This window comes from Clostridium sp. AM34-11AC (assembly GCF_003435375.1).
Taxonomy (GTDB): Bacteria; Bacillota; Clostridia; order Lachnospirales; family Lachnospiraceae; genus Pilosibacter; species Pilosibacter fragilis.
Window position 1 is genome coordinate 41,047 of record NZ_QWGL01000003.1, and the last position, 22,255, is coordinate 63,301.

Here is a 22,255-nt window from a genome sequence, read left to right on the forward strand (position 1 = left end):
GTATCCTGCCCCGACATTCCCTGCTCTCTGACACTTTACATGTTATGTAAACGGCAATGGGACCATGGAATCCATCACCGTTCTCCGAAAGCCTGAGCCCGCGGAATCTATATGAAAGCATCGGGATGCCTTAGATGTGATTTTCTGTGGTACTGTTATTTTATGCCGCAGTTTTCAGAACGTTACAGGAGCATTCTTCTGTTTCCGATTCTGGCATATTCCATAACATTCTGTCGCTCCTGACCAATGTCATTTTGCTGCGAGCAGAAAATCCCACTCATACCATTATATAAAATTTTCCCCGAATTGCAACCAGACATTCGGGGAAAATCACACATTGCCGCATTTTGCACTTGTTTTTTCAATAAAAAGCAGCACCAGACAACAGTCACACGCGGAACCAGCTCTATCCCTGCACCGTTTTCACCAAAATCAGCCTGTCGCCCGGCCGGATCGTGCTGTCTGACAGGTGGTTTAGCTCCATGATCCGTTCTACGCTTGTGTGGAACATCCTGGCGATCTTCCAGAGACTGTCCCCCGGCTTCACCACATACCCGATGATCCCCGGCATTTTTTTGAGCCGCTCCGTATCCAAAGGTTCCTCCGCCACGCTCAGGACCGTCTGCTCGCAGACAGGCTTTAACACCAGCACATCCGCCGTGATCTGAGCCTTCACCTCCACGGCGTCCCCGCCTGCCATGACAGCTGTAAGCCCGGAGATTCCCGGTTCAATCTCATATACCACATCCTGCGTCAGACCATCCGCGGCTGCCATCAGATGGAACGGCAGCACTTCCGACGCTGCCCCCACAGGTGCCTGGTCATCCGCCGTCAGGTATAAAAGCCGGATCTCCAGGACCCCGTCCATGTGGATTCCGTCCTCCTTGATCTGGACCTCATCGATCTTCACGTCCCCGTCGCTGTGGCATACCTGCAGGATCCGCTGCCTTCCGGTGAGCTGGACCTTCTCCTGGATCTTCGTCTTCACCTGGTTCCGCACTGCCAGCGTATCAAAGCACACCGTCCCTGTCTCCGGAACCGCCTCCCGGTCCAGGGCATAGAGGTCCCCGAGAAGCTCCACCTGCTCTTCCTCGTAGAGCCTGATGTCCAGTTCCATGACCGCGTCCACGGATATCTCCCGCATCTCGCCGTCGGAATCCGGCTGCAGTTCCATATCCCGGTGCACTAACTTCACCGTGATAAACGGGATCATGTCCTCCGCTGATTCTGTGAGCTCCACATTCCCGGAAAACGGCACAGTCTCCTCGAAACACTGCACCGGCATCTGCCCGCCGCCCGCAGAGTAGACTGCAAATACCAGAAGATCGCCGCTGATATGGATCTTCCCGTCGAGGGGCTTTGTCTCCACATCCTGAAGCCGCATATCCTGCCACAAAAGCGTCTCCGCGTCCGGGTCGTTTCCAGGGATCGTAAGGACTTCCCGCACCCGGAACGTGTCCCGCCGCCGAACGGCGATGGCAGCCACGGTCAGCGTCTTCTTCAATACCTCCACCTCACCGTCGAATTTCACGTCCGACGCCGTCTCCATGTCCCGGATCTCGTCCGCCTTGAGTTCCAGGGTCACTAACGCCTTGACATTCAGTTTTCTCGAGTTGATGAGACTCACATTCAGGTCATCCAGCTCCCAGCCCGCCTGCACGTAGTCATTCTCCGCAAGCCCCGGCATATGTACGGTCTCCGTAAACGGGATGCTGCCGGCAAGAGCTGTGAGTTCTCCGCCGGGCCGCCGGTACAGGATCCGGAATTCCAGTTTTCCACTGATCTCCGCCTTCTCGCCGGGGTTCTTCACCGACTCAATTTTTACCTCCCCGTTCTCCATGATCAGTTCTTCCACATCATCCATAGAATCCGGCACATTGAAATCGTCATCCAGGGTCATCTGGGACGTGACGTTCCCCCTGCGACGGTTCATGTGGATATGTTTCTTCAAAAGTTCCATCATAAAAACGCCACCATACCTTTCCAAAGCCATGCTTTAGGAAATTGTATGATGGCAGTTATTATTTTATGCCCGTTGGTAACTATTCAGTACCTTCATAGTTACACGCAAAAATCCATTCCAGATCAGCTTCGCTGATGGGATTTTTGCCCTCCAGCCTATGTTTTCTTACGGTCAGCGCAGCAAGTGCGCAGACCTACTGAACAGTTACGCCCGTTGTTACTTTCGGTCTGGCAGCCTGAGCTTCTTTTCGCTCAATGCAGCACCTCCGCAGGTCTGCTTAAAGGTCCTCCGGTTGTACTGCTGCTTAGATCTATTCTGCTACAGCTCCTCCTTCGCCTTTTCCAGCTCCTTCTCCAGCTCTTTCACCCGGCGCTCCAGCTCGTCGATGGTCTCCTGCATCTTGCAGATGTGTTCCGTGTTGATCTTCTTTGACGGGTCTTTCACCGGCACGCCGTCCTTTTTGACCTGTCTCGCGGGGATTCCGGCTGCGGTGCTGTTCTCCTCCAGGGGCTTTAAGAGGACCGCGTTCGCCGCGATCTGGCAGTTGTCACCCACCTCGAAGGCGCCGAGGATCTTCGCTCCGGCTCCGATGAGGACATTGTTTCCGATGGTCGGATGGCGTTTTCCCTTCTTTGTTCCGACACCGCCCAACGTCACGCCCTGGTAGATCGTGCAGTTATCCCCCACCACCGTGGTCTCGCCGATGACGATGCCGCAGCCGTGGTCGATGAGGATCCCATGTCCCAGGACCGCGCCCGGATGGATCTCGATCAGAGTGAAAAATCTGGCGATCTGGGAGATCAGACGACCGAGGAACCGCATATTGTGGGTCCAGAACCAGTGGGCGATCCGGTGCCAGATCAGGGCATGGACTCCCTGGTATAAAAGCAGGACCTCCAGCGCGCTTCTCGCCGCCGGATCTCTCTCCTGAACCGCCTTTACATCAAGCCAGATATCTTTCAACAACATGTTTTTCCTCTCCTCTGCCATCCCGTTGTAATCTTTTAAGACATATTTTCTCTGTCTATCATACGTATTCTGCCCATATTGTGTGTCCGAATTTCTTCACATCAGATCATTTTGGTCAATCGGTCACGTTCCACATCTGCCGTCAGGACATTTATGGCTGATTACATGTATTCTATCAGAAATGATTATCAAAGTAAAGCGTTAACTCAATACATCAGTGCAAAATATCGAGTCTGTCTTACCTATATAAAGTAATTTCCGATTACACAATATAAGGAAACGCATTTGTAAGCAAAACACGACAGTCAGGCTTTACTGAAATACCACCGGCTTATCCCGATATTCTGTCTTCACGATCAGCACCGGATACGAGTTCTCTGTCCCCCTCGCCTCACCAGCCTCCGGTCCCGTAAGTTCCGTGCGGATCACGATGGAATTATCCGTCTCATAGAGTTCCTTCACCGCCACGCTGTAGCCGCCGCCTTTCTGCGGACCCTCGCCGATGACGATATACATTTCCAGCCCGTCCGCGTATGTAAGCTTGAATGGTTTTTCCCGCTTTTTGTCGATCAGCTCCTTTAATGCCGCCGGGATATCCGCCTCCCCGGTGACTGTAAATTCCAGGTCTTCTCCCTGCTTCTCCTCAGAATTTCCGGACTGACATCCGGTAAATGCCGCAATCCCGCCCAAGATCACCATCAGGACTCCCAGCACCGTAAGCACCTTTCTCGCGCGCCTTGGCAAACGTCTGAACATAAAATAAGATCCCCATCATGGATTTTGTTACAATCCTATTCCGGGGATCCCATTTATATGAGTTTCTTATTCGTAACTGTTCAGCAGATCTGCCCACTTGCTGCGCTGACCGTAAGAAAACTTAAGCTGGAAAGCAAAAATCCCATCAGTCGCTGTCCGGTAAAAACTTGATCTTTACCATGATCTGCTTCGCAACCTGATTCTCTGCAAGCTCAATATCGTCTACATGAGTCGCGAAAGGCAGGTCGCCCTCGAATTCTTCCAGCTCCACGCTGATCCAGTTCTGGGCTGCATCTCTGGCGTTTTCGATAGCGTCCTCTAAATCGGCACCGTCCGCCTCACACATCTCCAGATCCGGAAAGAATGCGTGATAACCGGTTCCATCTTCTTTCTCTGTAAATACGGCAGGATATGTAAATGTCATAGTTTTCTCCTCTCCGATCTTTTTTTAATCAACATGAGCCGCAGGCTGCAAAGCAAACGCTGCAGGCTGCGGCCCATGTATTTATCGTAAGCAGCACCGTTCAGTCATGCAGTAACCAAAACTGGCACATAACCGGACTCTGACATGTCTTACTCGTTATCTTCCTTCTTCTCAGAACGCTCGCGTCTGTCGTCGCGGCGTCCGCCTCTTCTGTCATCGCGTCTCTCCGGGCGGTCGCTTCTCTCGCGTCTTTCCGGACGTGTTAACTTCTCAAGGTCTGCTGTCATATCTTCCGGTCTCATGGTCAGGTTGATCCTTCCCATGCGGTCTACCTCAACGACTCTTACCGTAACCTCATCGCCGATGTTGACAACATCCTCAACCTTAGCGACACGCTTGTCGGAAAGCTTGGAGATGTGAACCATACCATCCTTATTCGGAGCAAGCTCAACAAATGCGCCGAATTCCATGATGCGGACAACCTTACCTGTGTAGATCATGCCCGGCTCAACATCTGTCACGATGTTCTTGATCGTAGCGATCGCCTTGTCGATCATCTCCTGATCAGTACCGCAGACATTGACAGCACCGTCGTCTGTGATGTCGATCTTAACTCCTGTCTCCTCGATGATCTTATTGATCACTTTACCCTGCTTGCCGACTACATCGCCAATCTTAGCCGGATCGATGGTGATCTGTGTGATCTTCGGAGCGTACTTGGACAGAGTCTTTCTCGGCTCGCTGATAACCGGAGCCATAATGTTATCCATGATGTAAAGTCTTGCTTCACGGCAGCGTCTGATCGCCTCCTCGATGATCGGGCGTGTTAAACCGTGGATCTTGATATCCATCTGGATCGCAGTGATACCTTCGTGAGTACCGCCTACCTTGAAGTCCATGTCTCCGAAGAAGTCCTCAAGACCCTGGATATCGGTAAGAACGATGTAATCGTCGTCTGTCTCGCCTGTTACAAGACCGCAGGAGATACCGGCTACCATAGTCTTGATCGGAACACCTGCTGCCATAAGGGACAGGGTAGATGCACAGATGCTGGCCTGGGATGTGGAACCGTTGGACTCCATTGTCTCAGATACAGTACGGATCGCGTACGGGAACTCTTCCTCGCTCGGAAGTACCGGTACAAGGGCACGCTCAGCAAGAGCGCCATGACCGATTTCACGGCGTCCCGGTCCTCTGGACGGCTTTGTCTCACCTACGGAGAAGGACGGGAAGTTGTAATGGTGCATATATCTCTTTGTTGTCTCATTCTCATCAAGACCGTCAAGACGCTGTGCCTCGGAAAGCGGAGCAAGTGTGCATGCGTTTAAGATCTGAGTCTGTCCACGGGTGAACATACCGGAACCATGTACGCGCGGAAGGATATCGATCTCAGCAGCTAACGGACGGATCTCGTCGATGCGGCGGCCATCCGGGCGCTTGTGGTCTTTTAAGATCATCTTTCTTACGGTCTTCTTCTGATACTGGTAAACAGCCTGTCCGATAAGCGGAAGCCACTCTTCGTTTTCAGCAAATGCCTCTTCGAGACGCTCTGTGATCTGGCGGATGTTCTCCTCACGTTTCTGCTTCTCGTCTGTAAATACTGCCTCTTCCATCTCAGCCGGCGGAACGATCTCTTTGATCGCAGCGAACAGCTCATCCGGAATTGCGCAGCTCTCGTAAGTGTGCTTTTCTTTACCGCACTCAGCAACGATGCGGTCGATGAATTTAATGATCTCCTGGTTTACTTCGTGTGCCTTGAAGATCGCGGCGATCATGGTCTGCTCCGGAACTTCCTTCGCGCCAGCCTCAATCATGATAACTTTCTCTCTTGTGGACGCAACGGTAAGAGCAAGGTCAGAAACTTTCTTCTGAGCAGCGGTCGGGTTGATAATGAACTCGCCGTCAATAAGACCTACCTGGGTCATTGCACACGGACCGTCGAACGGGATATCGGAAATGCATGTAGCGATCGCGGAACCGAGCATAGCTGTGAGCTCCGGGCTGCACTCCGGGTCAACGGACATAACAATGTTGTCAAGTGTTACGTCGTTTCTGTAGTCCTTCGGGAATAATGGACGCATCGGACGGTCGATAACACGGGAAGTAAGGGTCGCGTTCTCGGATGCCTTTCCCTCTCTCTTTGTGAATCCGCCCGGGATTTTTCCTACGGAGTATAATTTTTCTTCATATTCTACGCTTAACGGGAAGAAATCGATCCCGTCTCTCGGCTTGTCAGATGCAGTTGCGGTAGAAAGAACAACTGTATCGCCGTAGTGCATGAATGCTGCACCATTTGCCTGCTTTGCAACACGGCCTACCTCAACGGTAAGGGTACGTCCTGCAAGTTCCATGGAAAAACTCTTAAACATGGCTTCGTCTCCTTTTCTTAAATGTTGCGACAGAAGAAGCCGAAACTACTAAACTAAACATGATCCACGCATTGGTTAACACGCGAACCCGTAAGCTCCGGATCACTCATGCCTACTTTAGCGGTCTCGGAAGTTTCTTCCGTCTGTCAATTACAACAAAGGTGGAGTACACGAAATCATGCGCTCCACCCATAAGTCTGCTATTACTTTCTGATGCCTAACTTCTCAATAAGAGCACGGTATCCTTCAAGATCAGATTTCTTAAGGTATGCAAGAAGACCACGTCTCTGACCTACCATCATAAGAAGACCACGTCTGGAGTGATGATCTTTCGGGTTAACTTTTAAATGCTCTGTGAGCTCTGCGATTCTTGCTGTAAGAATTGCGATCTGAACCTCCGGTGAACCTGTGTCTCCCGGTTTTCTGCCGTACTCAGCGATAATAGCTGCTTTCTTTTCCTTTGAAATCATTGTGATTTCCTCCTTAAAATTCTTTAAACTTACCGATCACCAGGTCCCGGTTGGAGTTATCCGCTGACCGAGTGTCGGCGCTTTCACATACTCTGACAGTATAGCATACCTGTCTTTAAAAGTAAATATGTTTTTTCATAAAAAGCCCCAGAATCGTTACAGTTCAAAAAAGCAGTTCAAATCGTGTTTAAACGTCACGGAATTGAACTGCTTTTCTTTTAAACCGATTTTAAAATCCAGGTCCGACTTCCTGCTCTGTCATGCCTTCCGTCTCCTGCACGAATCCCGGTCCGAAGCTCTCGTTGTCCCCGCCCGCCGTAACTGCAGGTGTCGTCTCAGGTGCCGCGGTTGTCTCCGGCACGGACGGTCCCGCCGCGGTCGTTTCCGGCGCTGCCGTGGTCGCCGGTGCTGCCGTCGTCTCAGGTGCCGCGGCTGTCGGCACTGCCGTCGTAGCTGCCGTTGTCTCCGCCGTTCCGTCCTTCTTCGTTCCGCTGGTCTTGGAGCTCTCCGTGCCGTCTAAATGGTAGCACAGGACCGGATCTCCCGCGGAGATGTTCTCGTAGATGGTCTTCGCCACTGCCGGCGGCAGGTTGACGCAGCCGTGGGATCCGCCATTCTTGTAGATCGTTCCGCCAAATGTCTTTCTCCAATTCGCGTCATGCAGACCGATTCCGCCGTTAAACGGCATCCAGTAGGAAACAGGAGTCGCGTATCCCTGGCCTTTCAGGGTCGCATTTCTCTGCTTATACGTGATGGAATAAGCACCCGCCGGGGTACTCCAGCCCTTCGCAGCATTTCCGGACACGAAATCCGACTCCACAAGAAGCTTTCCATTCGCATAGAAGTAAAGATGCTGCGCCGTCAGGTTGATTTCCACGTATGTATTTCCATAATCATTTCCCGAATGGCTCGCGGCCTTCTGGGAATATTCCGGCTCTCTGGATGTCTGCTCCCCATTTTTGATGAGGCTCACGAGAGCTGCCGTCTCCTTCGCCTGGTCGATCTTCCATCCGTAATTTCCGGTGGTAATGGTCACCGTCTTTCCGTAGGATGTCTTCAATGTCTTCGGCTTATACGCGGTGTTACAGGTGGATGCCAGGTTCTTGACATACTCCGCCGCCTTCGACTCGCTGACACTGACGCTCGTCCCGTTGACCGTGAGCCAGTTATGGATCTCATTTCCGTTCAGCGTCTCCGCTTTATCTCCAAACTTATATGTGATCTTCGCCCCCACATACTTGTTCATGGTCTCGCAGGCCGTCTTAAGTGCCTCGTCCTCGGAGGTCACCGAAGGAGCCAGATAACATCCCTGCTCCTCGAGGTCCACGCTCTCCGCCAGGGACATGATCGCAGTGGCGACCGCCTCTTTCACCTTGTCCTCCTGGAGCTCCGTTCCCTCATCCTCTTTTATGATCGAGTAAGAGCCTGTTGCGGAATCATAATCAGAGATCTTCGCGTCCTCCGGCTCTCTCATATTTTCCTCGTCCATGCAGGAGAGACCTTCTAATGCCTCATTCAGCATATCGTCGCTGTAGCGGAGCAGGGCATCCGTATTTACCTCATTCACCGCTTTTCCAAACCGGTATTTTCCCCAGTCCATCGGCTTCTGGGAGGCGATGGCCTTATCTAACGTATCATCAAACTCCGCGTAAAGTCCCACACTCTCCCCGGTGATGGACTCAGAGAGATCCTCGCGCCCATTGATGGTCAGCGTATATCCCTTTAACTGCTCCATGATGGCGTCTTCCACTTCCGATGCCGTCTTTCCCGTCACATCCATGCCGTCAACGATGGTTCCGGGCAGAAAACATGTCTTGTATTTTGAGGATTCATGCCAGTAGAGGCCGCCGCCAACGGCACCAACGAGAACGACCACGCCGCCGCACACAGCCGCGATCTTTACCGCCAGGTCCTTATTCATTCCGGTCCCACGGTTTTTCCCCCGTTTTCTCCCTTTCTGGGCCTTAAATTCCGCATATGTCATCGCCGGCTTCTGTTCCGGCGCCTGCTTTTCTTTTCCCACGCCTTCCGGCTTATTTTCTAACTCCAATTCTTCCTTCTCCATGTATAACTGTCCGTCAGATCCGCACTGCATGGGCAAAGCTTTTCCAGACAGTTACCTTCTCTTTTTAGATACGCCCGTCTCCCATCCTTTTGCGGGAAACGGATGATGTTCTTTTTTATGATACTTTTCTGAAATTTATGAATATTTACGCAAACTCCAGATACCGTCTCTGGCACTCCTTGATATCATGGTCCAGCTGTGCCTTCAGCGCGCCGATAGACTCAAACTTCATCTCCGGTCTCACAAAGTCGAGAAGCTCCACTTTCATCTCTTTTCCGTAGAGATCTCCCGCAAAATTATAGAGATAAGTCTCCACTCCCACCGGATTTTCCCCGGAGATCGTAGGCTTTGCCCCCACATTTGTCAGTCCGCCGTAAGTTTTTCCGTCCACGGTCACCCTCGTCACATAGACGCCGAACTTCGGCAGGTGTTTCACCGCCGGCGGGATCAGGTTCGCCGTCGGATATAATTTTGTGTGTCCGATGGCGTTTCCATGCTGCACCGTTCCGGTGACAAAGTAATAATACCCCAAAAGCTTGTTTGCCTTTATGATATTTCCGTCCGCCAGCATCTCACGGATGTAGGTGCTGCTGATGATCTTTCCTTCCTCGTCCCGCTCCTTGTCAACAACAAAATAGCGGTATCCGTACTCAGACGACAGGCGCTCCAGCATCGCGCAGTCCCCGGCTGCCTTGTATCCAAAGTGGCAGTCCGGACCGGAAACGATGACCCCGGCGTTCATGTGTCCCACCAGGATGTCGGAGACGAACTTCTCCGGTGCCATATGGCATACTTCCTCATCAAACGGGTATTCTACGATGTAGTCAACACCGGCTTTCTCCAAAAGCATCTCACGCTCCGGGTTCGTCATGATCATGGTCTGCATCTTTCCCTTTACCAGGGTTCCCGGAGGCGTCGCGAAGGTGAACACGGCGATCTTAAAGCCTTGTTCCTTCCATTTTAACATCTCATGCATCAGCTTCTGGTGTCCCCTGTGGAGACCGTCGAATTTACCGATGCTGACGACTGTCTTCTCTTTGATCTGAAACTCTCTGGTTTCCGCGATGTACTGCATGTCAATTTCCTCCCAGAAAGATTTTTTCCGGATAGTACATGTGTTTCCCTTCGTCGTACCTAAACACCCCGATAAAGGTTCCATCCGAATGATAAACCCGGAACATGTCCCCGCCCCTTATATCTTTTACCGCGCGGCTGCGGAACGGATTTCCGTTCTTTAAGAGCTTATCGAGCTCCTCCGTATCCGAGCGGATCTCCGGAAGCTCCTTGAAAACTTCCTCCACCGGAAGTACGACCTCCGCCAACCGGTCTTCCTCTTTTAACTTCTGAAGCTCGTCCAGTGTCAGGCTCTCCGAGAGTTCAAACCGGCCCACCTTTGTCCGAAGCAGCTCCTTCATACAGCCGCCGACGGAGAGCTTCGCGCCTATATCATGGCACAAGGTTCGGATATAAGTTCCCTTTGAACAGGACACGGTCATCGTAACTTCCGGGAGCTCCATCTTCTCGATCTTGATATCGAAGATCTTAACCGGGCGCGCCTTCCGCTCCACGTTTTTCCCCTCTCTCGCAAGCTCATAGAGCTTCTTTCCATCGACCTTGAGTGCCGAGTACATCGGCGGAATCTGGGCGTAATCCCCGATAAAGGAGAGGACCGCGTCCTGCACTTCTTTTTCAGTGAGGCCCGATGTTTCTTTCGTCTCCAGCACCGTACCCGTCGTGTCCTCCGTGTCCGTCTCGGTTCCCAGAAGAAGAACAGCCCTGTATGTCTTGTCGTGATCGGTCAGCATATCGCAGAGCTTCGTGCCTTTTCCTGCGCACACCGGAAGAACACCTTCCGCCGCCGGATCCAGAGTCCCCGTATGACCGATCTTTCTCTGACCCAGGATCCCCCGCATTTTCGCCACCACATCGTGGGAGGTGAATCCTTTTTCTTTATATACGTTAATAATTCCGTCGTACATTCTTTCCTCCGGTGTTCGTTACTTGAGCTCTTCCCACTGCTCGCGGATCTTTCCGCTGATCTTCTCCACGATCTCCTGCGGCTCCCCCGTCATCGTGCAGCCTGCGGCCTTCACATGTCCGCCGCCGCCGAAGCTCAGGGCGATCCGGCTCACATCCACTGCGGAGTTCGTTCTGAGGCTCACCTTGTACTCGTCAGGATTTCCCGTCTGGTAGAGCAGAAACGCGATCTCGATGCCTTCAATGATCCGAAGCTGGTCCACGATTCCGTCCGTGGCCTTTACGGTGCAGCCATATTCCCTTAACTCATCCGTCGTGACAACCGTGTATACACAACGGTTATCCAGAATCCGGACACTTTCGAGAACAGCCCGGCCGTGAATCTTCGCCTGACCATATGTCTTCGCAAAAAAGCTGTCGTCGATGATCTTTGGGAAATCGATGCCCTTTTCCATTAAAAACCCGGCGATCTCCATGGTCTGTCTCGATGTGTTTGAGAACTTGAAGATACCGGTGTCATGGGCGATCCCCGTGTACAGGCACTCTGCGACCGCTTTGCTGATCTTTCCCCTATCGAGAAGGCGGAACACCACCTCACTTGCGGAGCTTGCCCAGCTCTCGATCACGTTGACCCTGCACATTCCCTTGTTCGTGATGTGGTGGTCAACGCAGAATGTATCTTTTGCTGTCTCCCGGTACGGGGCGAAGACGCCCAGGCGTGGAACGTCGCTGGCATCCGATGTGATGCAAAGGTCAAATGTTTTTGTGTCGTCGTATTCTGTGTGTACATCCTCAAAACCGGAAAGAAAGGAAAATTTCACTCCCATTTTCTCCAGATACACCGAGACCTCAAGCCCCTCATAATTTTCCTTCAGATAATTATAGAGTCCCAGACAGGAACCGATACAGTCCCCGTCAGGATTTACATGGCCCAGGATCACAATGCTCTTCTTTCCTTCCAGCATCTCATCAAGAATTCCCAAAAGTTCCGCCTCCCTTAATGTGTATTGTAATATAAAAAACAGAAAAATCCGGCAGAATCCGCGTTACGCGTGTCCGACCGGATTCCTCTATATGATTTCAGTACGCTCCTGTCCGCGTATTTTCCACGCAGACCGGTTCCTTCGTTTAATTTTCGCTCTCAGTTCCGTCGTCTTCCTGCTCCTCCGGCATATCCTTTGTCACCTCATCGATGAGCTTGGACATGCGGACGCCGTACTCGATAGACTGGTCCAGCACAAAGAAGATCTGCGGAGTGTTCCGAAGATTTACTTTTTTTGCCAGCTGGGTTCTGATAAAGCCCTCCGCACTCTTTAAGCCGCGGATCGTATCTTTCTCCTGCTCCTCGTCCGCAAGGACGCTGATGTAGGCCTTACAGATCTTAAGGTCCGGTGTGACCGAGACCTGAACCACGCTTGTCATCGGATGAACACGCGGGTCCTTGAGCTCGGAACGGATAATCTCGCTCAGGGCTTTCTGGACTTCGCCGTTGATCCGGATATTTTTTACACTGTTTTTTCTCATGATATTACCTCTTTTTTTACGACTATCCCGGACATAGCCGCGAAACGAAACTCTCCGCGGCTATGCACAGACCTGACAGACAACTATCTCGGCACCTCTACCATGATATAAACTTCGATCATATCGTCTTCCTGAAGATCGTTGAAGCCCTCGAATACAAGACCGCACTCGTAGCCTGCGTTGACTTCCTTCACGTCGTCCTTGAAACGCTTTAAGGATGCAAGCGGTCCCTCGAAGATCTGCTCTCCGTCTCTCGTGATGCGGGCTTTGCTTCCGCGGGTGATCTTACCGTCAAGCACATAGGAACCGGCGATGGTGCCGACTCCGGATGCCTTGAACGTCTGGCGGACAACTGCATGACCGGTTACCTGCTCCTCGTATACCGGATCCAGCATACCCTTCATGGCAGCCTCTACATCCTCGATCGCCTGGTAGATGACGCGGTACAGACGCATGTCGACTTTCTCGCGGTCCGCGATGGACTTCGCCTGTGCGTCCGGACGAACGTTGAAACCGATGATGATCGCATTGGAAGCGGATGCAAGTGTAACGTCGGACTCGTTGATCGCGCCAACGCCGCCGTGGATGACTTTGACAACAACTTCCTCGTTGGAAAGCTTTACGAGACTCTGTTTTACAGCCTCTACAGAACCCTGTACATCGGCTTTTACGATGATCGGAAGTTCCTTGACATTTCCGGCCTTGATCTGGGAGAACAGGTCGTCTAAGGAGAGTTTTGCCTTTGTATCTTCGATAAGCTTATTCTTGCTCTCTGCGATGAATGTCTCTGCGAAGCTTCTTGCCTCTTTCTCGTTCTGGTGCGCGATGAATACCTCACCTGCGTTCGGAACATCGTTGAGACCGAGGATCTCAACCGGAGTGGACGGACCAGCCTCTTTGACACGGTTACCCTTATCGTCCATCATGGCGCGGACTTTACCGTAGCAGCAGCCAGCGGCGATAGCGTCACCGACCTTTAAGGTACCTTTCTGTACAAGTACCGTTGCCACCGGTCCTCTTCCCTTATCAAGCTGCGCCTCGATCACGAGACCTCTTGCGCGGCGGTTCGGGTTTGCCTTTAACTCTTTTACCTCTGCTGTTAAGAGGATCATCTCGAGAAGTTCCGGGATTCCCTCTTTTGTATGTGCGGAAACCGGTACGAATACGGTGCTTCCGCCCCAGTCCTCAGGAATCAGCTCATACTCGGATAACTCCTGTTTTACTCTCTCTACATTTGCGCTCGGCTTATCGATCTTGTTGACAGCAACGATGATCTCAACGCCTGCTGCCTTCGCGTGGTTGATGGCCTCAACGGTCTGTGGCATAACACCGTCGTCCGCTGCGACAACGAGGATCGCGATATCTGTTGCCTGGGCACCACGCATACGCATTGCCGTGAACGCCTCATGACCCGGTGTATCGAGGAATGTGATCTTCTGTCCGTTGTATTCAACAACATAGGCACCGATGTGCTGTGTGATACCGCCTGCCTCTCTGGAGGTTACATTTGTCTGGCGGATCGCGTCAAGAAGGGAAGTTTTACCGTGGTCAACATGCCCCATTACGCAGATGACCGGCGGTCTCGGAACCATGTCATTCTCGTCCTCTTCTTCCTCTTTCAAGAGTTCCTCGATGACGTTGACCTTCTTCTCCTTCTCGCAGAGAACATCATACTCCATAGCGATCTCTTCGGCTTTCTCGAAGTCGATCTCCTGGTTGATCGTAACGATGGTGCCCTGTAAGAAGAGCTTCTTAACGATCGCGGACGGCTGTAATTTCATCTTGTCCGCGAGTTCTTTGATCGTGATAACCTCCGGGATTACGATGGTCTTGATCTCCTCGACCTTCGCCTCCTCCTTCTTCGGCTGCGGCGGCATAACCGGAGCTTTTACGCCCTTCTGGCCCTTTCCTGCCTTGCCTTTCATCTCGATATCGCGGTCTTTCTTTGCGTCATGCTCTTTCTTGTAAGCGTTCTTGCTCTGCTTTGTGTTCTGCTGCTTCTGTGCAAGCGGTGTATCGAAGGACGGCTTCGGAATGCCCATGCCGCTTCTGTTTCCACCCTGACGGCTGTCGTTTCTGCCCTGGTAACCGCCCTGACGATTGTTGTCACGGTTGCCCTGGTAGCCACCCTGGCGGTTTCCGTCTCTGTTGCCCTGGTAGCCGCCCTGGCGATTGTTATCTCTGTTACCCTGATAACCACCCTGGCGGTTTCCGTCTCTGTTGCCCTGGTAGCCGCCCTGACGGTTGTTATCGCGGTTGCCCTGGTAGCCACCCTGGCGGTTTCCGTCTCTGTTGCCCTGATAGCCGCCCTGGCGGTTTCCGTCTCGGTTGCCCTGGTAGCCACCCTGGCGGTTTCCATCTCTGTTACCCTGGTAGCCGCCCTGACGATTATTATCTCTGTTGCCCTGATAGCCGCCCTGGCGGTTATCTCTTCCGCTCTCGCGGTTTCCGTCGCGTCCCGGGAACGGACGGCTCTCTCTGGACTGGAAGCCCTGGCGTCCTTCCGGACGGCTCTGGTTCGGAAGCGGACGGACATTCTCACGAAGATCCTGTGCCGGTGCCTCTGTCTTAACTGTCTCCGCCTTTTTCTCCGGTGCCGGTGCTGCTGAAGTCTCAGCTGCCTTTGCCGGTGCTGCCGGCGCGCTGTTTGTCGTCGGTCTCACCTGCATGCCGGAACCGTTGTTCGGTCTTGCCGGTCTCTGACCGCCCTGCTGGCGGTTTCCTGCCGGACGTTTCTGTGTGCTGTTCTGCGGACGGTAAACTGCCGCAATACGCTTCTTTGCCGGTGCTGCCGGCGCATTATTTTCTCCTTCAGCCGGAACTGTCGGCTTTGTGGAATTCTCCTGATTCTGATTCAATGTATCTGTTCCCTCTTTTTTCTTTCTTAAATCCTTTTCAAACTCACTCACGCTCGCCACCTCCAAAATAGTCCCTGCAAACCATCGCCAATGTACATGACCCGCCGCATGCAGGCATGCGCTCCTCATGTCCGCAGGACTACGCTTTTGCAGTAAAATGCTTCAACAACGCATTGGAAAAATTCTCGTCGATCACGGCCAGGGACGCTCTCATCTGCTTTCCCAGGATGTGTCCGAGCTCTTCCTTGCTTCCGAACTCAAAGTACGGGACCTTATAGTAAGTACACATGTTCCGGAACATTTTCTTTGTGTTGTCCGAAGATTCTTCCGATACGATCACCAGTCCGGATTTTCCGGACTTTACCGCCTTCTCTGTGGAGAACTCGCCACTTCTTACCTTGCCGGCTTTCTCCGCCAGGCCCAGCAGGCCCAGGACCTTATTTCTGTTCATCGATCTGTTCCATCTCCTTTTTCAGACTTTCGTAAACCTCTTTTGGAATTGCCATTTTAAAGGAGCGTTCCAGTCCCCGGCTCTTCACTGCCTTTTCAAAGCATGCCATGGATGGGCAGATATATGCGCCGCGTCCGTTTTTTCTTCCGGTCGCGTCAATGGAAATCACGTCGTCAGTACCTTTTAAGACACGGATCAGCTCCCGCTTGTTTTTCATTTCACCGCAGCCAATGCACTGTCTCTGCGGAACCTTCTTTACTGTACTCACTGTGGTCGTTCCCTTCTCTCCTATTCTTCTGTCTCAGCCTGTGCTTCGGAAGTTTCCTCTGCCGGAACTTCGTCCTCTGCCGGCTCTACATCTTTCTCGTACTCGCCCTCAAAGCCTTCCTCGCCGAAATCCATATCGTCGAAGAGGCCAAGCTCTCTCGCCTGTGTCTCACTCTTGATATCGATCTTGTAGGTGGTAAGTCTTGCGGCAAGTCTTGCATTCTGTCCTTCTTTACCGATCGCTAAGGATAACTGGTAGTCCGGAACGATGACCTGTGCCTCTTTCTCGTCCTCATCCGCAACGACGGAGATGACCTTCGCCGGACTTAACGCGTTTTCAATTAAGAACGCCGGGTTGTCGTCCCAGTTGATGATATCGATCTTCTCACCGCGGAGCTCGTTGACGATCGCGTTGACTCTCGCGCCGTTTAAACCGACACATGCACCTACCGGATCAACGTTCGGGTCTGTGGAGCTTACAGCGATCTTTGTTCTGGAACCTGCCTCACGGGCGATGGCGCGAATCTCAACGGTACCGTCGCGGACCTCTGCGATCTCAGCCTCAAACAGACGTCTTACGAGGTCCGGATGCGTTCTGGATACGGAGATTCTCGGTCCCTTCGGGCTGTCCTTAACTTCCAGGATATAAACCTTGATGCGCTCAGTTCTCTGGAATACTTCGCCCTTTACCTGCTCAGCTTCCGGAAGGATCGCATCGATCTTTCCGAGATCTACGCTGACATTGCGGCCAATATAACGCTGGACAATACCCGTAACGACCTCTTTCTCCTTGCACTGCCACTCGCTTAACTGGGACTTACGGCTCTCCTCGCGGATCTTCTGTAAGATCACGTTCTTCGCGTTCTGCGTCGCGATTCTGCCGAAATCATGGGAATCAATGGGGATCTGGACGATATCACCAAGGACATGTCTCGGAGCGATCATTCTTGCGTCAGCGAGGCTGATCTGTGTGATCGGGTCCTCCACAGTCTCAACGACCTCTTTTTCCATATATACAGAATAGTCGCAGCCATCCGGATCAATGATGACTTTCACATTGTCAGCTTTGCCGAAATGGTTCTTGCAGGCTGTGAGAAGTGAATTCTCAATTGCCTCCAGCAATGTGTCCTTACTGATGTTGTACTCTTTTTCGAGTATATTCATCGATTCCATCAGTTCCTTGTTCATTTTTTATCCTCCTTATTAAAAATCGAATGCCAGACGGATTAAGGCAATGTCTTTTCTATTAAATGTGCTCTCGGAACCGTCCTCGTAGCGGATCGTTACGGTGTCCGCGTCATATGCCGTGAGAATTCCGGAGAAATCTTTCTGTCTCTCGATGGCGCGGTACAGCTTGATATCGACTGCTTCGCCGAGACTTCTCTTGAAGTCCTTCTCTTTCTTTAACGGTCTGCCGAGTCCCGGGGAGCTTACTTCCAGGATATAGCTGTCATCGATAAAGTCTTCTTTATCGAGCCAGTCGCTTAAGCGTCTCGATACCATCTCACAGTCATCTACCGTGAAGCCGCCCTCTTTGTCGATATAAGCTCTCAGATACCAGGTGCCCGCTTCCTTCACGTACTCCACGTCCACCAGTTCAAAATTATTCTCTTCCATGATCGGAATTAAAAATTTCTCGACCCTGGATTCATATTCATCTCTTCTTGCCATGGGTTTCCACCGCCTTTCTGCCGGAATATTCCGGTTATGCAAAACGAAAGAGTGGACTTTTTCGTCCACTCTTTTGACCGGTTACTTATGTTATCGTCAAAATCATAGCATAGAACATCTGAAAAATCAAGGGGTTTGCTGGGAAAAGTGCCTGTTTGCGGGATTTCTGTGCAGTTTTCCGGGTGTTTTCTATGATTTTGGGGCAATGACCAGCCCGACAGACCTGTCCGTTTACGCAAATCATGCTGATCCTGGTGAATCCTGTGCCGGTGCCTCGTTGCATGGGATTCTGTTTTCTGATATACTATGTTTACGCTGCCGCCTTTTATTTTCTTTCAGGAGGCAGGTCACTTATTATATCTATATTACAGAAAGCAGACCTTATTGTATATGAAACGATTTGTTATCGGTATCCTCGCGCATGTCGACGCTGGAAAGACGACCATGTCCGAGGCAATTTTATATGAGACAGGAAAATTAAAGAAAATGGGGCGCGTAGACAACCGGGACGCGTTTCTCGATACGTTTGCACTGGAGCGCGCCCGTGGCATCACGATCTTTTCGAAACAGGCGGTCTTTCCGTTAGGCGATGCCTCCGTGACACTTCTTGATACGCCGGGTCATGTGGACTTTTCGGCGGAGATGGAGCGGACACTGCAGGTGCTGGACTACGCGGTGCTCATCGTCAGCGGGGCTGATGGGGTGCAGGGACATACGGAAACGCTCTGGAGACTTTTAAGACGATACCGGATCCCGGTGTTTATCTTTGTGAATAAGATGGATCAGAAATGGACGGATCGAGATGCGGTGCTGGCATCGCTGAAGGAGCGGCTGGATCATGGAGTCGTGGACTTCAGCGGGGTGATCGGGAATGAGGATGTGTTGACATTTTCAGCTTCTGCTGAACCGTTTGCGGCGGTCTGCAGAGATCCAGAAGAGGCAGCCGAGGAGATCGCCACCTGCGATGAAGCGCTTCTGGAAGCTTACCTCGCAGACGGTACTTTAAAGACAGACGATGTGCGGAAAGTCATCCATGACCGGAAACTCTTCCCGTGCTTTTTCGGCTCTGCGTTAAAACTTTCCGGCGTCCGGGAATTTCTGACCGCCCTCGGGGAGTTTGCGTCATGTCCGGACTACACGAAGGACTTCGGCGCGAAGGTGTTCAAGATCTCCCGCGATGAGGCAGGCGTCCGGATGACACATCTGAAGGTCACGGGCGGAAGTTTGAAGATCCGCGATTCGCTGTCCCCTGATTCTGAGGAGAAGATCAACCAGATCCGGCTCTACTCCGGCTCAAAGTTTGAGGCATTGAAGGAAGCGGAACCTGGCATGGTGGTGGCCGTCACCGGAATCTCCGACACGAGGCCTGGACAGGTCTTCGGAACTGCCTCCGAGAGTGCTCTTCCGCTTTTAGAGCCGGTCCTCACCTACCGGATCCTGCTGCCCTTTGGAACAGACTCCCACACCATGCTCAAAAACATGCGCATGCTCGAGGAGGAAGACCCGCAGCTCCATATCGTCTGGAACGAGGCGCTTGGCGAAATCCAGGCACAGGTCATGGGCGATGTACAGATGGAGATCCTGAAAAGTCAGGTACAAGAACGATTCGGCGTGGAGATCGAATTTGGCGAAGGAAATATTGTATATAAGGAAACGATCGCTAAGATTGTTGAGGGCGTCGGGCATTTCGAACCGCTGCGCCACTACGCGGAAGTCCATCTTTTAATGGAACCGGGTGAGCCGGGAACCGGACTCGTCTTTGATACCAACTGCAGCGAAGATATGCTGGATAAAAACTGGCAGAGACTGATTCTGACACATCTGGAGGAAAAGCGGTTCCGGGGAATCCTCACCGGTTCCGAGATCACCGATATAAAGATCACTCTGATCGCCGGGCGTGCCCACCAGAAGCACACAGAGGGCGGCGATTTCCGCCAAGCAACCTACCGCGCTGTCCGTCAGGGACTCTGCGAGGCGGGGTGTGTGCTCTTAGAACCCTACTACGCGTTCCGGCTGGAAGTCCCATCGGAAAACCTTGGGCGCGCAATGGCGGATCTTGACCGGATGCAGGGTGAATTTTCCGCACCGGAACAGGACGGCTCCATGGCTCTTCTTACGGGGACCGCTCCGGTTTCCACCATGAGAAATTATCAGCGCGATGTAATCTCCTACACGAAAGGCCGCGGACGGCTGACCTTGAGTCTTTCCGGCTACGAACCGTGCCACAACGCCGAGGAGGTGATCGCGGCCTCCGGCTACGATTTCGATTCCGACCTTCAGGATCCTGCCGGATCCGTCTTCTGCTCCCACGGGGCAGGCTTCGTGGTGCCGTGGAGCGAGGTGAAGCAGTATATGCATGTGGAGAGTCCGCTGGCAAAGCAGCTTGCGAAGGAACAGCAGGAACGGGAGCTTAAGGAAGCGAATGAACGGCTGCAGGCGATGGCAGCGGATGTAGCTGCGGGGAAAGTTCCGAGTGGAGCGGCTGGCGGCAGCGCTGCTGGCTCTGGTTTTTCTGGCAGTAAAAATTCTGGCTCTGGAGCTGGACCTGGTTCGAGCGGCTCTGCCGCTTCTGGTAACGGTATCGACTCTGGAGCTTCCGCGAATGGCACTGCCGGTTCTTCCTCCGACAGCCGCGGAAATGGAGATTCTTCCCTTTCCTTCTATGACGACAAGGAACTCCAGGCCATCTTCACCCGTACATACGGCGAGCCGAAGCGGAAGCTTGCCTCCGACTACGACTCCCGCACCGTGATCCGCGCAAAGAACGCCAGCCCGGTGAAGCCGGTGAAGGAAAAAGAGGCGCCAGAGGACGAGTATCTTCTCGTTGACGGCTACAACATCATCTTTGCCTGGGAGGAGCTGAGCGACCTGGCGGCAGTCAGCATCGACGCAGCCCGCTACAAGCTCATGGACATCCTAAGCAACTACCAGGGATTCCGGAAAATATGTGTCATCGTCGTCTTCGATGCCTACAAGGTCCCCGGCGGTGTGGAGAAGGTCCAGAAATACCACAACATCAACGTCGTGTATACAAAAGCGGCGGAGACCGCCGACCAGTACATCGAAAAAGTCGCGATCCGCATCGGCAGACGATACCGCACCACAGTCGCTACCTCCGACGGCGTGATCCAGCTCATCATCCGCAGCCAGGGCTGCATCCTCTGGTCCGCGAGGGATTTCCGTGAGGAGATCGAACGTGTCGGAAAGCTGATCTCTGAGGAAAAGGGAAAGCACACCGGCAATGCAAAAAATTATCTGTTCGCGCATGCGGACGAGGAGACACAGAAGTATTTAGAGGCAGTACGACTGGGAAAAAAATCCTGAAATGCCACAAAAGAATGTGCCTTGGCACATTCTCGCGCCTCGCGCGGTCGCTTGCGACAGTCTACATCTTCGCGCGAGTGCGCATCTTTGGCACGTCAGTGCCTTTTTCTGACCTCATTTCAGACATTTCCCACACTTTTTCCGTCCTATTTCCAGCCATTCTCTACATTTTCCGACCTGCCCTCAATATCTCTCCCTTGAACCACCAACACGCAATCCAGCGAATTTTCGAAATTTTCGAAATAGAGCGCGATTTTAAACCTTCAGACTCAAGCACATAACTTCTCCTCGCTCCTGTCAACACACCGCGCTGATACGCAATCTTCCAAACCGCCAACGCACAGCGCCGGTGAGTCTTCGGGCACGGACGCTTTGTGCAGGGAGCCTGGCTTCCTCTTGGCTCGCAGGAGAATGCGTTGGAGGACAGGCGGCACTAGTCTGAGCGTCAGCGAGTTGTGCCGACTGTTCTCCGCCCTTAGCATTCTTCTGCAAGCTTAGAGGAACCGCTCCCGAACCCCTGCGTTCGCGCCCGAAGACTCACCGGCGCGTACCTCTAGCCAATCTATTTCCCACAAACCTCAAGGATCTCCCCGCAGATTTCTTCTGCCGTCTTCCCATCCGTAGCTATAGTCACATCAGCCGCCGCCTCATACTTCGGCCTGCGCTTCTCCATCAGCTCTTCAATATACCCAACATTCATATTCCCATTCAGTACCGGTCTCTCCGTACTGTCCTTCACACGCTCGTAGATCGTCCCCGGCTCTGCCGTGAGAAGCACGATCTTCCCAGACTCCTTCATAAGCCGCACATTCTCCTCCTTCAAAACAGCACCTCCCCCACAGGAGATCACCGCCGGCTCCACTCCCGCAAAGCTTTTGATCAGCTCCGTCTCCAGCTCCCTGAAATACGCTTCCCCCTTCTCCTCAAAAATATCCGCGATCGCCATCCCCTCATTCTCCACGATCATCTGATCCATCTCCACCTGCCTCGCCCCGGTCATCTCCGCCAGGCACTCCGCGTTCGTACTCTTCCCGCAGCCCATAAATCCGATCAGAAAAATATGTTCCTTCAATCCCGCCATAATCTAAATTCTCCTTTTCGTACTAATAGTCTCTCAAAATCTCTAACTGTTTTCTCCCACACCCAAAACACTTTTCCACTTTCATG

General features: G+C 52.5%; 18 protein-coding genes. 1 reads left to right on the forward strand and 17 read right to left on the reverse strand.

From position 1 onward, the window contains the following. Positions 1-406: 406 nt before the first annotated feature. The 16 genes from DW826_RS04040 to rimP all read right to left on the reverse strand — a co-directional run bounded on the left by DW826_RS04040 (position 407) and on the right by rimP (position 17,764). On the reverse strand, positions 407-1,963 hold the full coding sequence (locus tag DW826_RS04040) for an SPOCS domain-containing protein (protein WP_117552102.1): 1,557 nt from the start codon (positions 1,961-1,963) through the stop codon (positions 407-409). 318 nt (positions 1,964-2,281) lie between these two features. Beyond that, positions 2,282-2,953: a serine O-acetyltransferase gene (gene cysE, locus DW826_RS04045; protein WP_181967987.1), complete on the reverse strand. Its 672-nt coding sequence runs from the start codon at positions 2,951-2,953 to the stop codon at positions 2,282-2,284. 291 nt (positions 2,954-3,244) lie between these two features. Then, positions 3,245-3,688 (reverse strand): protease complex subunit PrcB family protein, encoded by a 444-nt coding sequence (locus tag DW826_RS04050; protein ID WP_015553620.1) that lies wholly within the window; start codon positions 3,686-3,688, stop codon positions 3,245-3,247. Between the two features lie 145 nt (positions 3,689-3,833). Continuing rightward, positions 3,834-4,112, reverse strand: a complete 279-nt coding sequence (locus DW826_RS04055; protein ID WP_015553621.1) for a type II toxin-antitoxin system HicB family antitoxin — start codon at positions 4,110-4,112, stop codon at positions 3,834-3,836. Positions 4,113-4,261: 149 nt separating this feature from the next. Next, complete coding sequence (locus tag DW826_RS04060; protein WP_117552103.1) at positions 4,262-6,481, reverse strand: polyribonucleotide nucleotidyltransferase; 2,220 nt, start codon at positions 6,479-6,481, stop codon at positions 4,262-4,264. A gap of 203 nt (positions 6,482-6,684) precedes the next feature. After that, positions 6,685-6,951 carry a 30S ribosomal protein S15 gene (gene rpsO, locus DW826_RS04065; protein ID WP_117552104.1) on the reverse strand — a complete coding sequence of 89 codons (267 nt, stop codon included), beginning with the start codon at positions 6,949-6,951 and terminating at the stop codon, positions 6,685-6,687. A 229-nt stretch (positions 6,952-7,180) separates the two neighbouring features. Continuing rightward, on the reverse strand, positions 7,181-9,046 hold the full coding sequence (locus tag DW826_RS04070) for a L,D-transpeptidase family protein (RefSeq protein WP_117513648.1): 1,866 nt from the start codon (positions 9,044-9,046) through the stop codon (positions 7,181-7,183). A gap of 115 nt (positions 9,047-9,161) precedes the next feature. Continuing rightward, positions 9,162-10,091: a bifunctional riboflavin kinase/FAD synthetase gene (locus tag DW826_RS04075; protein ID WP_117470762.1), complete on the reverse strand. Its 930-nt coding sequence runs from the start codon at positions 10,089-10,091 to the stop codon at positions 9,162-9,164. Between the two features lies 1 nt (position 10,092). Then, the gene (gene truB, locus DW826_RS04080) at positions 10,093-10,995 is read right to left on the reverse strand and encodes a tRNA pseudouridine(55) synthase TruB (protein ID WP_117470761.1); all 903 of its coding nucleotides are present in this window, start codon (positions 10,993-10,995) and stop codon (positions 10,093-10,095) included. 18 nt (positions 10,996-11,013) lie between these two features. Further along, positions 11,014-11,976 (reverse strand): bifunctional oligoribonuclease/PAP phosphatase NrnA, encoded by a 963-nt coding sequence (locus DW826_RS04085; protein WP_181967988.1) that lies wholly within the window; start codon positions 11,974-11,976, stop codon positions 11,014-11,016. A 145-nt stretch (positions 11,977-12,121) separates the two neighbouring features. Next, on the reverse strand, positions 12,122-12,517 hold the full coding sequence (gene rbfA, locus DW826_RS04090; RefSeq protein WP_117470760.1) for a 30S ribosome-binding factor RbfA: 396 nt from the start codon (positions 12,515-12,517) through the stop codon (positions 12,122-12,124). 83 nt (positions 12,518-12,600) lie between these two features. Continuing rightward, positions 12,601-15,426: a translation initiation factor IF-2 gene (gene infB / locus DW826_RS04095; RefSeq protein WP_242994036.1), complete on the reverse strand. Its 2,826-nt coding sequence runs from the start codon at positions 15,424-15,426 to the stop codon at positions 12,601-12,603. 88 nt (positions 15,427-15,514) lie between these two features. Continuing rightward, positions 15,515-15,826 carry a ribosomal L7Ae/L30e/S12e/Gadd45 family protein gene (locus DW826_RS04100; protein ID WP_117552106.1) on the reverse strand — a complete coding sequence of 104 codons (312 nt, stop codon included), beginning with the start codon at positions 15,824-15,826 and terminating at the stop codon, positions 15,515-15,517. Continuing rightward, positions 15,813-16,043, reverse strand: coding sequence for a YlxR family protein (locus DW826_RS04105; RefSeq protein WP_117470801.1), 231 nt, complete (start codon positions 16,041-16,043; stop codon positions 15,813-15,815). The genes DW826_RS04100 and DW826_RS04105 overlap by 14 nt, the downstream gene beginning before the upstream one ends. Positions 16,044-16,114: 71 nt before the next feature. Continuing rightward, positions 16,115-17,281, reverse strand: coding sequence for a transcription termination factor NusA (gene nusA, locus DW826_RS04110; protein ID WP_015553629.1), 1,167 nt, complete (start codon positions 17,279-17,281; stop codon positions 16,115-16,117). 15 nt (positions 17,282-17,296) lie between these two features. Continuing rightward, positions 17,297-17,764: a ribosome maturation factor RimP gene (gene rimP, locus DW826_RS04115; RefSeq protein ID WP_021904666.1), complete on the reverse strand. Its 468-nt coding sequence runs from the start codon at positions 17,762-17,764 to the stop codon at positions 17,297-17,299. 390 nt (positions 17,765-18,154) lie between these two features. Between rimP and DW826_RS04120 the strand changes: the two genes are divergently transcribed. Beyond that, the gene (locus tag DW826_RS04120; protein ID WP_117552107.1) at positions 18,155-21,088 is read left to right on the forward strand and encodes a TetM/TetW/TetO/TetS family tetracycline resistance ribosomal protection protein; all 2,934 of its coding nucleotides are present in this window, start codon (positions 18,155-18,157) and stop codon (positions 21,086-21,088) included. A gap of 562 nt (positions 21,089-21,650) precedes the next feature. Here DW826_RS04120 and DW826_RS04125 read toward each other — a convergent pair. Continuing rightward, entirely contained in the window at positions 21,651-22,169 is a 519-nt protein-coding gene (locus DW826_RS04125; protein ID WP_117552108.1) for a shikimate kinase, read from the reverse strand. Positions 22,170-22,255 lie beyond the last annotated feature (86 nt).

What these genes read in the sequence shown, in the direction of transcription:
- DW826_RS04040 (WP_117552102.1), bottom strand. Translation starts at nt 1,963, where the DNA reads ATGATGGAACTTTTGAAGAAACATATCCACATGAACCGTCGCAGGGGG.
- cysE (WP_181967987.1), bottom strand. Translation starts at nt 2,953, where the DNA reads ATGGCAGAGGAGAGGAAAAACATGTTGTTGAAAGATATCTGGCTTGAT.
- DW826_RS04050 (WP_015553620.1), bottom strand. Translation starts at nt 3,688, where the DNA reads ATGTTCAGACGTTTGCCAAGGCGCGCGAGAAAGGTGCTTACGGTGCTG.
- DW826_RS04055 (WP_015553621.1), bottom strand. Translation starts at nt 4,112, where the DNA reads ATGACATTTACATATCCTGCCGTATTTACAGAGAAAGAAGATGGAACC.
- DW826_RS04060 (WP_117552103.1), bottom strand. Translation starts at nt 6,481, where the DNA reads ATGTTTAAGAGTTTTTCCATGGAACTTGCAGGACGTACCCTTACCGTT.
- rpsO (WP_117552104.1), bottom strand. Translation starts at nt 6,951, where the DNA reads ATGATTTCAAAGGAAAAGAAAGCAGCTATTATCGCTGAGTACGGCAGA.
- DW826_RS04070 (WP_117513648.1), bottom strand. Translation starts at nt 9,046, where the DNA reads ATGCAGTGCGGATCTGACGGACAGTTATACATGGAGAAGGAAGAATTG.
- DW826_RS04075 (WP_117470762.1), bottom strand. Translation starts at nt 10,091, where the DNA reads ATGCAGTACATCGCGGAAACCAGAGAGTTTCAGATCAAAGAGAAGACA.
- truB (WP_117470761.1), bottom strand. Translation starts at nt 10,995, where the DNA reads ATGTACGACGGAATTATTAACGTATATAAAGAAAAAGGATTCACCTCC.
- rbfA (WP_117470760.1), bottom strand. Translation starts at nt 12,517, where the DNA reads ATGAGAAAAAACAGTGTAAAAAATATCCGGATCAACGGCGAAGTCCAG.
- DW826_RS04100 (WP_117552106.1), bottom strand. Translation starts at nt 15,826, where the DNA reads ATGAACAGAAATAAGGTCCTGGGCCTGCTGGGCCTGGCGGAGAAAGCC.
- DW826_RS04105 (WP_117470801.1), bottom strand. Translation starts at nt 16,043, where the DNA reads ATGAAAAACAAGCGGGAGCTGATCCGTGTCTTAAAAGGTACTGACGAC.
- nusA (WP_015553629.1), bottom strand. Translation starts at nt 17,281, where the DNA reads ATGAACAAGGAACTGATGGAATCGATGAATATACTCGAAAAAGAGTAC.
- rimP (WP_021904666.1), bottom strand. Translation starts at nt 17,764, where the DNA reads ATGGCAAGAAGAGATGAATATGAATCCAGGGTCGAGAAATTTTTAATT.
- DW826_RS04120 (WP_117552107.1), top strand. Translation starts at nt 18,155, where the DNA reads ATGAAACGATTTGTTATCGGTATCCTCGCGCATGTCGACGCTGGAAAG.
- DW826_RS04125 (WP_117552108.1), bottom strand. Translation starts at nt 22,169, where the DNA reads ATGGCGGGATTGAAGGAACATATTTTTCTGATCGGATTTATGGGCTGC.